This window comes from Pantoea sp. App145 (assembly GCF_047947045.1).
Classification (GTDB): Bacteria; Pseudomonadota; Gammaproteobacteria; order Enterobacterales; family Enterobacteriaceae; genus Pantoea.
Genome location: NZ_CP133290.1, coordinates 279,980 through 293,993 on the forward strand (window position 1 = coordinate 279,980; position 14,014 = coordinate 293,993).

Below are 14,014 nucleotides of genomic sequence, written 5' to 3' on the forward strand. Positions count from 1 at the left end.
TTCCACATTAAACCACTCGTAAGGAAACAGAGATGAGTGCACTTTCCCTCAGCATTGAACGCTGGCGCAATATTGTTGAACAAACGTTCGACTTCTCTCTGCAATATCGATACCGATTTGATGAAGGCCAGCAAGAGATTAACGTTGAGTTACGTGATGATGCTGTTCCTGAACAATTTTTTTCTGGAAATACAGAGGTGGTGTGTCTCACCGGTAAGAATGGTAGTGGCAAATCGGGCGTAATGGGCATACTTAACCTTACTGGCACGTCGTTAAAAATCGGGCAATCCGTGGAAGGCGGAACCGATGCCAGTACCTATGCCTTCACCTATATTTTTACCCGGTTTGACTACCTGTATGTGGTGAAAGTGACTCAGGGAAAAGTGTCTGGCTTATGGCAGACAAGAGATAAGTTTCATGCTGATAAGATCATGCGATTAAGTTGTGAGCAGATAAAAAGTACGCCCATAGTAGACACCTGGTATTATGCTTCCAACAATCTCCAGCTGAGTTTCTCCGGGAATAAGAACTCACGACACGATCTATCGATTTCGCATCGGCGGCGTAATAAAAGTCACGCAGGCCACGATGAAATATTTTATTGCTATCAGGTTATGGGACATCTCGATCTGAGAGAGCGAATGGCATCGCGTTTGTTTACGTGGAATGTTCAGCGTTCATGGTATCAAAAATTCGGTAATATTGATGTTAAGTTGCCAGAAGATACATCATTACATTATAAGAAAAAATATGTGGCAACATTAGTTGCACTCAGATTGTTATGGGGTATAGCACGTTCCTATGAGGAAAATGATTATTTCTGGAGAACGGTTAATAAAGATAATCCGGATGCCAGGTATTTAATTCCTGGGAATGACTCATTGTTGGAAAACATCAGTCAGATTAGCTCGGAAGAGAGTGCTTTTAAGCTGCTTAATGAGTTCTCTCCACTATGTCATTATTTCTTTTCAGTTGAACCTTACATGCTGGTAAAGTCTCTGTATTATATGCAGCGTAGTAATTTCACCCGAAATGGAACGGTGCGTTATGAGTGTTCTCCTGACAGGCAAAATGATGAACCGTTTCACAGTATTCTGTCGGTTATGGTACAAATTAAAGAAAATGTCAGTGAAAGTCGTTTTACCATAGAGCCTCCATTTAGTACTGGAGAATGGAAACTGATTGATCTTTATGCCACATTACAGCGAAAGGCGAAAGAATCGCGGGCCAGGGCAAATAACATGCAGTTGCTGCTTGATGAACCCGATTCAGATTTGCATCCCGACCTGCAAAGATGTTTGATTAAATCGATGCTCGATTTATTAGCAACTCATGCAAAACAGCGTATTCAGTTGATTATCTCCAGTCATAATCCGATCGTTATTTCCGATCTGCCTTCTGCTAGTGTGATAGCGGTAGACTCTTCTACTGATATATTAGGGAAAACGTTTGGCAGCAACATTCACGATTTGTACAAGCATCGCTTCTTCGTCGAACGCTCGGTAGGTGCATTTGCGAGCAGCAAAATCCGCGAGGTGCTGGATAGCGAGGAGATTGATGACGAGATGTTGCGTTTTCTGATTGCTGAAACAGGAGAGCCAGTTGTGGTTTATGCCTTGCAGAATAAACTCAGGACAACAAAAAATATGTCAGACCAGGAGATAGATCAATTTCTTTCAAGGCTAACGGATCAGCAGCGTGCATTGTTAAGAGGAAAACTCAATGAGGGATGATTCGGCTTTTTTCGAGTGGTGTGTGCGGGTCAATTATTTCTCCGAATTCAATATCACGTTACCTTCTAATAAAAACTTGAGAACGGCAGTCGTAACTGTATTTTTCGACGGAAAAATTAATGATTATAATAATTTCAATAGCGATATTGCCAGACTGGAACAGATTGAGACAACAAAAGCAAAAATCGATTCACTGCGCCGTTTCCTCAATACGCCACATGCTGCGTTTGTTAAAGCCGCTTTTATTAGTACACCATGGCAGAGAAAAAGATTAAACGCGCGAAGTCAGGCCTTTGAAGCTGCATTATGTCGCCTGACACCCCGGCAGCGTCTCGACTTTGATACATGGATGGAAGCAAGCTATAAGCGCTTCAGAAATTCAGTTTCGGCACCTTGTTTTGCTAAGTCGCTAAGCACGGTGGTGTGCCCTTACTGCGATAAGGCGTTTCTGGATGTGGGAAAACAGTTTTATGGTGAACTCGACCATTACCTGGATAAATCGACATACAGTTTTTATGCCCTGAATATTCATAATTTTGTAGCTGTGTGTGGTGTTTGTAACCGAAAGAAGAGTAAAAAGAGGTTGCAACATTTCAACCCGATAGATGATAACCTGGATTCTGTATTTTACTTTTATCTCTCGGATCAGGATAAACACAATGCATTGGTAAACTACCAAACATCAAATGTAAAAATCCGGCAAAATTACGTACAGGGGAAAAAGAATCATTTGAAGGAGCTAAATGATACATTTGCATTGGACGACCGTTATGAAAATATGACCGCTGTTGTTGATTATCTTACTCAACTTAAACGGATCTACACACCTGAATGGATGGATGAATTAGAGACGATTTATGGGATTAGATTTTCCCGGGATCAACTCAAACAATTACTATTAGGCCAGTTCAGTTTTCGCAACCCGACGGCCCGCCTGCAACCTTTAACCAAGTTGATTGATGATTTGGTCCAGGATTTAGATGTATTTAACGAAAAGCCGTGATGGCGGCTGATCGCGTAGAGTGATCAGCACAGAAAAGCAAAAAGCCCGCTCAGGTTTCCCTGAGCGGGCTTCTCTAAATATGGCTCCTCTGACTGGACTCGAACCAGTGACATACGGATTAACAGTCCGCCGTTCTACCGACTGAACTACAGAGGAATCGGTGTTGATGGCGCGCATATTAATGGCCACTGGCAGATGTGTCAACAGCTAAAAACACATTTGTATTCAACTGGCTAGCATTAATACAAAGCGATCACGCTTTAAGCAGACTCCGGTGGCGTGGGGGCTAAACGCGCCAGCGGGTCCTGACGGTAAAACTGTTGCAAATGCTGGTACATGGCGGGAAAACGGTTCGCCAGTAGATCCGGCGCGCTAAAGAAATATTCGGACAGCACCGCAAAGCATTCGGCAGCATCGCTGGCTGCGTAGGGGTCGATAGTGGCGGCTTGCTCACCGACCAGCTCGACCTCGGCTTCAATTTGTTCCATCGCATGCAGCAAATCTTTCTCCCAGCTGGCGACATCACGCAGCGCAATCGCCGGAATACCGCTGGTATAACCGCTACCGCGTGCATCCAGCTTATGCGCCACTTCGTGGAGCACCAGGTTATAGCCGGAGAGATCGAACGAATCCTGAATATCCAGTGCGTTTAACACCACCGGGCCTTGTGTCCAGCTCTGACCGGCGTGCACGGCTGCCGCCTGGTGCACCAGACCGCTTTCATCCTGCCAGTGGTCATCCACATTAAAGGGCTCAGGATAGATAAGGATCTCGTGGAAGCCGTCGAGCCATTCCAGACCGAGTTTTAACACCGGCAGGCAAAACAATAACGCCAGTCGCGCGGTGCGCAGCTCATCCAGTTGCAAACCCTGAAGTGGAGTCATCTTTTTCTGTTGCAGGAAGCGCTGGGCCAGGGCGATCAAGGCTCGGTGCTCATCCTCCTCCAGCAGAGAGAAGATAGGCTGCGCCAGCGCCTGTTGCCACGGGAGCGCTGCAACGGAAGATTCAACCTGCGCTTGCCACGGCCATTTGAACATTGCATTACTCACTCTTCAGGGCGGAAGACGGTATCGTCGCGCGGTGCAGAGAAAATTACCAGCGCGGATTCAAAGCTGTCTATTCAACCTCTTAGCGAGGATTTTGTCTGTGACTGGGATTACAAAGGTGAGAGTTTTCCTCTCCCGCAGGCGGGAGAGGAGGGAGGATTTATTCACGTTCTACGCGCTGGAACTCGATCACCCATACCCAGGGGTTAACTTCCCAACTGGTGGCACCGTATTGCTTTTGCCAGGCCTTGCGGTAGGCCTCTTTCGGTGATTCAGCATTCATATTCATGGTGAAGAAGTTATTCAGGAAGTGCGAGTCGGTCTGGACGCCTTCTGCCATGATGTCGTCTTCACTGATGTCCTGAATTTTCTCCGCGCGCACTGAGGTAATTTCCAGGTCGATGCGGCTGGCCCAGCGCGGCATATGGATGGCCGTCTGCCAGCCAAATTGCTCGGCGTCCTGCATGTTCTCATCCAGTTGCCCCAGTTCATTGCTGTCGGCACGGTATTGGCAGAACGACGGCAGGCGGAACGGGATAGGGTCACGCTCGTATTCTGTAAGCTGATCTTCGGGGACAATCGGTCCACGCCAGGTCTCGCGTACCCACAGACGATCGCCGGGTTTGCCATAGGGGCAGTGATAACTGATATCAGCCATCGACATGAGTTTGTAGCCGTGCAGATGGTTCGCGCTGACGTCAAATGCGTGCACACCTTCGTGGTGATCCTGACCCGGACCAAATGCCTGAGTCTTCATAATGCGCCGGGTCTGTGTTTGCTGGCCAACCAACAGGGCGCGTACCCGCTGTTCGGAAAAAAGAATCGGCCGTTCTTTCATGATTTACCTCTTGTTATGTCACGAACCCGGAGAATCTGCTGCCTCATTCGCGTCTGCGGATGTGCAGAATTAGCATAATGGGTTTAAATAAATTTGCTTAATAATTTGTCGCCTTATAGTCAGGCCATCCGTGCGTTTTCAGTTTTAAAAATGGCTCATAAGCAAAAAGCATGCTTGTTTGGCTTAGACGGAAAAACAAAATCACATTTTTCTCAGATACAGTACGTTATAACGGACAAAATGGGAACTCTTTCAGAATATGCCGTGGGTGATCGCTTTACCGAAACGTTTTTAACTAGCGGGTTAAACCAGAATAATTGATTAACACACTATATCTGTATGGCTTTAAAACATTATGGCTGCTAAACAGAGTCGTTTAACTGAAACGAGGATGAGGAAATACCGAAAACATCCATGACGCTGGGAAAGCGGAGTTAACAGCGCTATAACAGGATCAGGATCCCATTTTTTCCTCATGGCTTATGCAGGAGGGGTGTAAAGATAGTGTCATCAACGGGCCGCTATGATGTCCGCAGGAGTAGCACCCTGAGCCTGGCGGTGCTTTATAACAGCAATAACAGGAGAAGCACGATGTCGCTAACTGGTTGGCAAACACGATTCGAAAACTGGCTGCAGCAGAACTGGCTGCATGATGATAAAGCCCATGATATCGCCCACCTGCGCCGTGTCTGGATGAGCGCGTCGCGCATTATGCAGCAGAGTGATGCTGATCCGCTGGTGGTGCTCACCGCCTGCTACTTCCATGATGTGGTCAACCTGCCGAAAAATCACCCGGAACGCCATCTGGCCTCGACCTACGCCGCAGAAGAGACGCGTCGTATTTTGCAGCAGGACTTCCCTGATTTTCCCGCCGATCATCTTGATGCAGTTGCCCATGCGGTACAGGCGCACAGCTTTAGCGCCGGAATCGCTCCTCATACGCTGGAAGCGAAGATTGTGCAGGATGCGGACCGGCTGGAATCACTGGGGGCGATTGGACTGGCGCGCGTCTTTTATACTGCGGGTGCGTTGGGTCGTCCGCTGTTTGATAGCGACGACCCGCTGGGTAAAGACCGCGAGCTGAATGATGTGCAGTGGACGCTGGATCATTTTCAGAAGAAGCTGTTGCGCCTGCCTGAAACCATGCAAACAGAGGCCGGACGGCAGCTGGCAGAATACAACGCTGACTTCCTGGTACGTTACATGGCCAAGCTCTGTGCGGAGCTGCAAGGCAACCTGACATCCATTGATGAATCGGTATTAAGAGATTTCAGCCCTATACAGGTTTAATATTAAATTTTTATGACAGCCTGTTAACTTTCGGCATCTTCCGCTACGTTGATGAAAATCAAAAAGGAGTAACAAGATGACCGAGACCGTTAACTTAACCATTAAAATTGATCCTGCGCTGAAAGAACACATCAAACAGCTGGCTCTGGACAACCAGATTTCCATGAGCCAGGAGATTGTTAATCGCTTGCAGGCGAGCTTACTGGCACCGTCTCAGGACGCAATTGATAATCAGGACACAGAGGAAGCACCGGCTGAACAGCTTAGTGCCGCTGAACTGAAACAGATCCGTACGTTGCTGAAGAAGCAGGGTAAGAAGAAGAAATAAGAATAAACCCGTCGCCTGACGGGTTTTTCTTTTGAGACATTTAAGCGTGTTCCACGCGAAATTGCTGTGCGCGTTGCGCCAGGCGGTCTGAAAGATCACGCAACTGCGCAGCCGCGTCCACCTGCTGCGCGTTAAGCGTTTCATTTTTCTGGAGTTGCTCGCTCATCGCCACCACTTCCTGGGCAATAGTGCTGACACGACGGCTCTGGGCCGTGGTATTGGTTTGCAAATCGTCCAGCTGTTGTACCACACCCGAAACCGCGTGGCTTATTTGCGCAAACAACGTTTCCAGCGTTTTCACCTTATCGAAACCGTCACTGACATGCTGGCGCGTATGCTGAATCAGACCATCGATCTGTCGTGTTGACTGGCCGCTTTGCTGCGACAACAACCCAATCTCTTTCGCCACCACCGAAAAGCTGCGGCCATATACTCCAGCATGTGCCGACTCAATCGCCGCATTGAGTGCCAGCAACCGGGTTTGCAGCGATAGATTATCCAGCATATCGACAATCCCGGCGATATCGCCGGAAGCGTTGACGATCTGCTGCATCTGATGTTCCATGTTATCCACCTCCCGCGCGCAGTTACGCATTAACGTATCGGCAGACTGGGCTTCCTGGGTGGCCTGCTGTGAGAAGCGTGCGCCATTTTCCACTTCTTCTGATACCCGATGCAGACGCTGTGACAAGTGATGGAAGCTGGCGTTTTGCGCCTGATGTTGCTGCATCACCTGCTCGTTATGCTGTTGCATATGTTCGGCACCGGCCGCAACACTCACCGCGACGGTATTGATATCGCTCACGATCTGCTGCAACCCCTGGCGCATGGTATCGATTGACTGGAATAACTGGCGTGTTTCCAGCGACTGGCGACCGGCTAAGGTGTGGCTGGCAAGCAGGTCACCGGTGGCGATTTGTGCCAGCTGGGCATTGGCGTGACGCAGTGGTCGTAATACACCGCGAATCAGCAGCGTCGCCGTCAGTAACAACAGGACCATTAACAGCGCACTGACCAGCAAGGACAGGTCCCGGCTATGTTTCAGAGTGCTGAGGGTGCTTTGATTTACGCTGCTAAGTTGATGGTTGGCCTGCTCGATTTCGCTGAACCAGGCATCGTTGAATTGCTGCTGAAATGCCTGCATCGGCACCATAAAGAAGGCGTTGATATCATTGGCGCTGAGACCTTTGAGCTGCTCCTGCAACCCGCCAGCCAGCAAAGCGAAACCCTGCGCCAGCGGGCTATCGGCTGCCGCATGATATTGCGTAAACAGCTGCTGTGCCTGATTTAACGAGTCCTGAGCGGCGGCGGCAAGACTTTTCCAGCTATCCACTGAGCCGCTTTGCTGATCCTGCATCAGATAGATGGCCGCCCCATGGCTATTATCACTGGCGGTGAGTAACTCAATACGGGCTTTATCCAGCAGGGCCAGTCTATCCCGGAGCAGGCTGGCCTGTTGCAGCGAGGTTTGGGTCTGATTCACTTTACTGTTAAGCAGCATCACGCCTGCCGATTGCAGCAGGCAAAATAGCACCATAAACAGCAAAAACTGGCTGCGCAGACTGGTGAGCCACAAAGGTATGCGCAGGGAAAACCGGGCGCGCAGCCGCGCTGGCAGAGAGATAACGGAAAGGAGTGACATCAAACGCCCCCAAAAAATAAAAAGCAGTATTGGCAGGGCGTGTGACAGTTTGGTGACAGAGGAGTGACTGCCCGGGAAAACAGCAGAACACGCGTTCCTAAAGGAAATTCTGGACCGAAATCACTTATTGTTGTGCGTGTATTGCTCAATCAACGGCAGCAGCAATTGCGCGACAGCAGCAAATACCGGCACCACCACCGAGTTGCCGAACTGTTTATAAGCTTGCGTATCGGAGACCGGAATGCGGAAACGTGCTTCACCGGGCGCTTCAAATCCCATCAGGCGCGCGCATTCCCGTGGTGTTAAACGCCGCGGACGGCGCGCCATATTTCCGGGATGCTGAAAGTTCTGCTCGCCTAATGCGCTATCCCAGCCGCGATCGATAAGAATTTCCGAACCATCCTTGTAATAGCGTGCCGACAGAGTACGCACACAGACCGCAGGATTACGCGGATCGTTCAGGCCGAAACCGAATCCATTACCTTTGGCTTTATGTTTTTTAGCGTACTGATAGAGATAGTTCCACAGCACCGGGGAGAGTGTGTATTTGGCATCGGGCTGCGGCTCCAGCAGGCTGTTTAGCGCGGGGATCGTTTTTGGGTAAAGCGTGGAGAGTGTGCGCAGTGAGAAACCCTTACTGAGCGCGGTATCTCGCCGGATACCCACCAGCACGATACGTTCGCGGTGCTGTGGCAGGAAATGGCGCGCATCGACGATTTTGGCATCCGGCAGTCTATCGTCATGCGCATTAGCCACGTCATAGCCCAGTTCATCCAGCGTCGCCATGATGATGGCAAAGGTGCGGCCTTTATCGTGGCTCTTGAGGTTTTTGACATTTTCCAGCACAAAGAATGGCGGTTTTTTCGCGGCCAGAATACGTGCCACATCGAAGAACAGCGTGCCCTGCGCTTCACATTCAAAACCGTGTGCTCGCCCCATGGCGTTCTTTTTGCTCACGCCTGCCAGTGAAAACGGCTGGCAGGGGAAGCCTGCCAGCAGTACCTGATGGTCAGGGATAGTGTTGGCGATGTGCTGATAAATTTCCTGCTCATCAGTCAGTCCCGCCGGTTGTGTCACCTGACGAATATCACTGTTAAAACTATGGGTCTGCGGATCGCAATAGTGGTTCGCCTTGTAGGTACGCACCGCTTCTTTATTCCATTCACTGGTGAAGACGCACTGGCCGCCAATCTGCTCAAACCCACGGCGAATGCCGCCAATGCCCGCGAACAGGTCAACAAACTGGAAGCGCGGTGCATCGTAATGTGCGGGTCGGCTGGGTAATAACGCCTGCAGGCTAGCCACTTCCGCGCTGCTTAGCGCCGGTGCTGCCATCTTGCCCTGACGTATCCGGTTGAGACGTGTTACGTTCCAGTCACGACCACCGGCGTTGCTGAGTGTGATGACCAGATCGCGCGCGGCATAAATCGCCAGTACCTGTTGCAGCAGGTTGCTGGCATCGTCATGGGTGGAAACAGTGAGCGGGGAGGGTGAGGCAGTCGCGGCGGTCTCTTCGGCGTGCATGCGTTTTTCCTTAACAGTGAAGCGGCTATGCTATCACTCATCACGCCCCGAAGAAATTGGCCCGCAGTGCCTGCCATCAAATGCTACTTTTTCTTACGCACCTCCAGCGCATATTCCACGCCATTAATGCGCACCTTCAGTAATTCCGTGGCGTCGTTGAAGTCGGCGACTGCGCCTTTGGCTGCGTGGAGCAGTAATTCACCATTGTGGTTATAACCGAAGCCGACGTTTTTATTCCCTGTCCAGTGTTGTTCGAATACCACCGGGGTCTTCACGGCTTCGTCGAGTGCCGCCGCTTTGGTGGCATCACATTTGGTGAATGCTTTTCGAAAGATAAAATGGACACCGGCCTCAAAGCGATCTTCGGCGTTGGTATCCACCAGCACTTTGCAGAAGCCGGTATACATAGCGAGTTTGACGTAAATACGGCAGTCGTTTCCGGAGACTTTTTCTGTATGGACTTTAACTATCGGGCAGGAACCTTCGCCGTACCAGCTACATTGAATCTGGCTGTTATCTACCTGGAAATAAATATGCGCCACACCTTCTGGTGTCCGGTCACTACAATCCAGCTGGGTATTACCCATGCTGTTAAATTGTGCACTGCCGACCACCTGCATATGTGCCTGTTGCGATTGTTTCATCTGAATTTCGCCGACATAAAACCAGGTTTCTTTGTCGCTGCGATTGTCCATTGTGTGTTGCGAGGTGATGTAATCGTAATTCAGAGAACCGTTAATAATGATGCCGTTGTTCTCCAGTTCAATACTGCCATCCTCATATTCCGACAGCCAGCGTGTACCCGAGGGAGTAAAATCCAGTCCGTTTCCACCCTGAATATTTTTCTGCAACGTAATCGCGCGGCAATAGGCCATGTTCATGGGTTTCTTACAATCTTCAATGCTAAGCGCTTCAATAATCCATTGACCGTTGGAGAGGTCGCCTGGGTCATCAGAGTGTTCAATCCAGCCATTGCGCAGCAGGGATTGAGTCGCGCGTGGGATATCTATCGCCGGAAAGTCGCTGTTGTACTGAATATTAAAATTGGACAACTCGATGGCTGTGGAATGATTCCAGCCACCTTTATCGGTATCAGACCAGCGTGTATAAATGATCGCGTTCTGGCAGTGGCTGCCATACCATTGGTCAATTTTGCAATCCAGCGTATCCTGCACATCCAGACCACGACCGCCTAAATTATTAAACTGAATGCCACTGACGCGCAGGAACTGACCCGCCACTTCAATATTTTTAAAAAAGCCTTTGCTATTGGCGACAGGCACGGCGCTGGTTTTGCTTTCGCCATCCACCACTAACGCCGAAATCTCGACAAAGCGTGCTTTGACGGTAAACATCACCTGATTATTGGCCCGATCGGATACCAGAGTGGTGGGAGAAAAATAGCCGGAACTAATGGGCGCGCCGGAGAGTTTGAAGCGATTGATAGTTTGAGCGGAAATATCAAATTTTGAAATGAAGAACTTTCCGGCACTGAAGCGAATCCCGATGGTGGGATAATTGGCCTGTGACCAGTTAAACATCCGTTTGATGGCATCCGTACAATCGGTTTTACCATCTGCGACGGCACCGAAATCGAGCACAGTTAAATTATTATATTCAAATAATATGCGCTTCCAGCGTGCACCTTTTGCCGTCACGATGTTAAGCCCGTAATCTTCGGCAGTTTTCTTATCCGCTTCGTCATACATAAAAATACCACCGCCTGTTTTGGTATTTTTGTTGTACTCCAGAACAGCGGCTAACACGCCCGGGTGGGTGGGTTCGGTTTTACGTAAGGTATCGATATCACTTATCTGCATCATCGGCGCGTCTTCACCGACATTAGCCAGTTGCAAAATGAAGGTGCTGAAATCAACGCTGGTTCCGCTGCTATCCTGCGCTCTGATACTGGCCACAAAGTCGCTATAACCGGTGTTTCCAGGGCTCTTTGGTTTTTTCGCCATCATGAATTCCTCGCATGGGGTAAGGAGATTTTGTCACGCCGTGTTATTATAAATTGATGAAATTAAATGAGTTTGTCAGTACCAGTCGTTGATTGAAACTGCGGAGTTGCCCCCGCCGCACGCACTACCAAAACCCATGATTACGGAGAAAAAAACGCCGGGGGAAAATCAGATTTTAAGAGAAACCGCAGGTGAGCTTTTTTTAGAATCGGTCCGAAAAAATGGCTTTGTGCATCTTGCTTTCGCTTTTGCCCCAAACCGCTAAAGTTGAAGGAGCCACAAGAAGAAGGAAACGTTATGGCCGACGTCCATTCCCGTGATGTGCGCAGCAAAAATATGCGCGCGATTCGCAATCAGGACACTGAGATTGAACAACGTATCGCTTTGATATTAAAAGACCGCGGCTTTATCTATCGGGTGCAGGATAAAGCATTAGCAGGCCGTCCTGACTTTGTTGTGCCTGCCCAGCAGGCGATTATTTTTGTTCATGGCTGCTTCTGGCACCGCCATCACTGTTACCTGTTCAAGATGCCCGCTACGCGCACCGAATTCTGGACCGGAAAAATTAACAGCAATGTTGAACGTGACAGGCGCTATGTCCGCCAGCTACAGGAGAGTGGCTGGAAGGTACTGATCATCTGGGAATGCGCGCTGCGCGGTAAGCTGCGTCTGGATGATGAAGCGCTGATCGAACGGCTGGAGGAGTGGTTACTGGCAGCCAGTCATAGCGGTGAAATTGATCATGCCGGTTTGCATCATTATCGCGCTGAATAAGGGTGATTGTTGCTTTTATACGCCATAACGGTTTAGATCTCCCCTTTCTCTGGGACGCGGAGTATAGCCATGAGCAGCATCAAACTGACGGTCAAACGCCTGTACCAACTTCGTGACGAACGGATGATCAACACCCGAGCCACCGCACGTATCTATCTGGGAGATACGCTGGTGGCAACCGAAGAGATTACGGGTATGACGGAAAGTCCGGTGAGCAAATATTTGCACGCGGGAGATGTGGCAGGGCAACCATTGCGCGTCGAGTGGGATTGTGCGGGCATCGCCGATATGTCGGTAACGGCGGTTGAGCGTTGCCCCTGTTGTCAGGATCACGAACCGGAATAAGGATAATATTTTGGCAGGAACCAGCTTACTGACGCTTCTGGACGATATTGCAACGTTGCTTGATGACATCTCGGTCATGGGCAAGGTGGCAGCAAAAAAAACGGCGGGTGTCTTAGGAGATGATCTCTCGCTTAATGCGCAACAGGTTACCGGTGTAAAAGCCAATCGCGAATTGCCGGTGGTGTGGAGTGTTGCCAAAGGCTCGTTTATTAACAAATTGATTCTGGTGCCGCTGGCGCTGCTGATCTCCGCTTTTGCTCCCTGGCTGATTACGCCGTTACTGATGGTAGGTGGCGCGTATCTTTGCTACGAGGGGGTGGAGAAAGTGCTGCACAGCCTGAATCATGATAAAGCAGAAAAAAGCCCGGAGGCGCGGCAGCAGCGGCTTGAGCAGCTGGCACAGCAGGACCCTCGGGAATTTGAGAAGAATAAAGTGAAAGGTGCGGTGCGTACCGATTTTATTCTTTCCGCTGAGATCGTGGCGATTACGCTTGGCATCGTTTCTGAGGCACCGTTGCTGAATCAGGTGCTGATTCTGGCGGGTATCGCGATTCTGGTCACCGTCGGCGTCTACGGTATTGTGGCGGTGATTGTGAAAATCGACGACCTCGGATACTGGCTGCGGGAAAAGTCATCCACGCTGGCGCAGGCTGTCGGTGGGCTGTTGCTGGCGGCGGCACCGATCCTGATGAAAATTCTGTCGGTGGTGGGGACGGTAGCAATGTTTTTGGTCGGGGGTGGCATCGTGGTGCATGGGATTACGCCGTTGCATCATGCCATTACCGAGTACAGCGGCGGATTTGGCCCGCTGATCTCTGCGCTGCTGAGTAACGGCGCCAATCTGGTGCTGGGATTCCTGATTGGGTCGATCGTGCTATTAGTGGTGAATCTGGTTGCCAAATTGCGTGGATAATCGTTATAAAGCGCAGGAAATTTTTAATCACGGGTCAGGAGAACGATGATGAACGACGATATGTTTGAATTTGATATCGATGCACAGCTGGAACAGGCTGAGGCGAAAGCAGCTGAAAAAGCGCGCGAAGTGCCGACCGATCTGAGCGATGAAGCCGATTGCGAAGGCTGCAAAATCTGATTTTCCCACCCGGGAAACGATTTCAAAGCGGATAATAATTTTTATCCGCTTTTTTTATTTTCCGCATTTTTAACTGCTTATTCCTAAATTGCAGTTGTAATCACAAACTCTTATAGGCAAAAACATCCCCCACCTGCTATACCTGATGAGGTTCATTCAACGGTAGAAGGGAGGGCGCGTAATGACCTTTGCGATCAGTGACGAAGTTCAGCATAAACAGGGCGGACCCACTATGGTGGTGACCGGCTATGCCAGTGGAATGGTAGAGTGTCGTTGGTATGATGGCTATAGCGTGCGCCGTGAGGCGTTCCATAGTGACGAACTCTGTCACTTATCCGCAGCGCGTCAGCTGGCCAGCTAACCGCCTCCGGGACGGTTTTTGCCGTCCCGTGTTATTCAGCGAACTATCTGATTTTCATTTGATTCCCCCCTGT

General features: G+C 49.9%; 14 protein-coding genes and 1 tRNA gene. 9 read left to right on the forward strand and 6 right to left on the reverse strand.

All coding sequences use genetic code 11. The annotated features are described in order from the left end of the window. The first annotated feature begins 32 nt into the window (after positions 1 to 32). Positions 33 to 1,733 (forward strand): AAA family ATPase, encoded by a 1,701-nt coding sequence (locus RCF31_RS01225; RefSeq protein ID WP_416412219.1) that lies wholly within the window; start codon positions 33 to 35, stop codon positions 1,731 to 1,733. Continuing rightward, positions 1,723 to 2,736, forward strand: a complete 1,014-nt coding sequence (locus tag RCF31_RS01230; RefSeq protein WP_416412220.1) for a hypothetical protein — start codon at positions 1,723 to 1,725, stop codon at positions 2,734 to 2,736. The genes RCF31_RS01225 and RCF31_RS01230 overlap by 11 nt, the downstream gene beginning before the upstream one ends. Positions 2,737 to 2,816: 80 nt before the next feature. On the opposite strand, the gene RCF31_RS01235 is transcribed toward RCF31_RS01230, so the two are convergent. The 3 genes from RCF31_RS01235 to RCF31_RS01245 all read right to left on the reverse strand — a co-directional run bounded on the left by RCF31_RS01235 (position 2,817) and on the right by RCF31_RS01245 (position 4,620). Continuing rightward, positions 2,817 to 2,892, reverse strand: a tRNA-Asn gene (locus tag RCF31_RS01235). Between the two features lie 104 nt (positions 2,893 to 2,996). After that, complete coding sequence (mtfA, locus tag RCF31_RS01240; protein ID WP_416412221.1) at positions 2,997 to 3,773, reverse strand: DgsA anti-repressor MtfA; 777 nt, start codon at positions 3,771 to 3,773, stop codon at positions 2,997 to 2,999. A 169-nt stretch (positions 3,774 to 3,942) separates the two neighbouring features. Beyond that, positions 3,943 to 4,620, reverse strand: coding sequence for a hypothetical protein (locus tag RCF31_RS01245; RefSeq protein WP_299449558.1), 678 nt, complete (start codon positions 4,618 to 4,620; stop codon positions 3,943 to 3,945). A 591-nt stretch (positions 4,621 to 5,211) separates the two neighbouring features. On the opposite strand from RCF31_RS01245, the gene RCF31_RS01250 reads away from it, so the two are divergent. After that, a complete protein-coding gene (locus RCF31_RS01250; RefSeq protein WP_208715483.1) occupies positions 5,212 to 5,910 on the forward strand; it encodes a phosphohydrolase in 699 nt (232 codons plus the stop codon). A gap of 76 nt (positions 5,911 to 5,986) precedes the next feature. Continuing rightward, positions 5,987 to 6,238, forward strand: a complete 252-nt coding sequence (locus RCF31_RS01255) for a hypothetical protein (RefSeq protein ID WP_084875645.1) — start codon at positions 5,987 to 5,989, stop codon at positions 6,236 to 6,238. A 40-nt stretch (positions 6,239 to 6,278) separates the two neighbouring features. Here the strand turns inward: RCF31_RS01255 and RCF31_RS01260 are convergent, their stop codons facing one another. The 3 genes from RCF31_RS01260 to RCF31_RS01270 form a co-directional block, all read right to left on the reverse strand. Continuing rightward, positions 6,279 to 7,880 carry a methyl-accepting chemotaxis protein gene (locus RCF31_RS01260; protein ID WP_416412222.1) on the reverse strand — a complete coding sequence of 534 codons (1,602 nt, stop codon included), beginning with the start codon at positions 7,878 to 7,880 and terminating at the stop codon, positions 6,279 to 6,281. Positions 7,881 to 8,000: 120 nt separating this feature from the next. Further along, positions 8,001 to 9,404 (reverse strand): DNA (cytosine-5-)-methyltransferase, encoded by a 1,404-nt coding sequence (gene dcm, locus RCF31_RS01265; protein ID WP_416412223.1) that lies wholly within the window; start codon positions 9,402 to 9,404, stop codon positions 8,001 to 8,003. Positions 9,405 to 9,487: 83 nt separating this feature from the next. Continuing rightward, on the reverse strand, positions 9,488 to 11,368 hold the full coding sequence (locus RCF31_RS01270; RefSeq protein WP_416412225.1) for a hypothetical protein: 1,881 nt from the start codon (positions 11,366 to 11,368) through the stop codon (positions 9,488 to 9,490). A 297-nt stretch (positions 11,369 to 11,665) separates the two neighbouring features. Here RCF31_RS01270 and RCF31_RS01275 point away from each other — a divergent pair, with 297 nt between their 5' ends. The 5 genes from RCF31_RS01275 (at position 11,666) to RCF31_RS01295 (ending at position 13,941) form a co-directional block, all read left to right on the forward strand. Next, the gene (locus RCF31_RS01275) at positions 11,666 to 12,142 is read left to right on the forward strand and encodes a DNA mismatch endonuclease Vsr (protein ID WP_313686184.1); all 477 of its coding nucleotides are present in this window, start codon (positions 11,666 to 11,668) and stop codon (positions 12,140 to 12,142) included. A 69-nt stretch (positions 12,143 to 12,211) separates the two neighbouring features. After that, positions 12,212 to 12,487, forward strand: a complete 276-nt coding sequence (locus tag RCF31_RS01280) for a hypothetical protein (protein WP_299449562.1) — start codon at positions 12,212 to 12,214, stop codon at positions 12,485 to 12,487. A 10-nt stretch (positions 12,488 to 12,497) separates the two neighbouring features. Next, on the forward strand, positions 12,498 to 13,400 hold the full coding sequence (locus RCF31_RS01285) for a DUF808 domain-containing protein (RefSeq protein WP_313686187.1): 903 nt from the start codon (positions 12,498 to 12,500) through the stop codon (positions 13,398 to 13,400). Positions 13,401 to 13,445: 45 nt separating this feature from the next. Next, positions 13,446 to 13,580 carry a hypothetical protein gene (locus tag RCF31_RS01290; RefSeq protein ID WP_021182849.1) on the forward strand — a complete coding sequence of 45 codons (135 nt, stop codon included), beginning with the start codon at positions 13,446 to 13,448 and terminating at the stop codon, positions 13,578 to 13,580. Positions 13,581 to 13,761: 181 nt separating this feature from the next. Next, positions 13,762 to 13,941, forward strand: coding sequence for a YodC family protein (locus RCF31_RS01295; protein ID WP_021182850.1), 180 nt, complete (start codon positions 13,762 to 13,764; stop codon positions 13,939 to 13,941). Positions 13,942 to 14,014 lie beyond the last annotated feature (73 nt).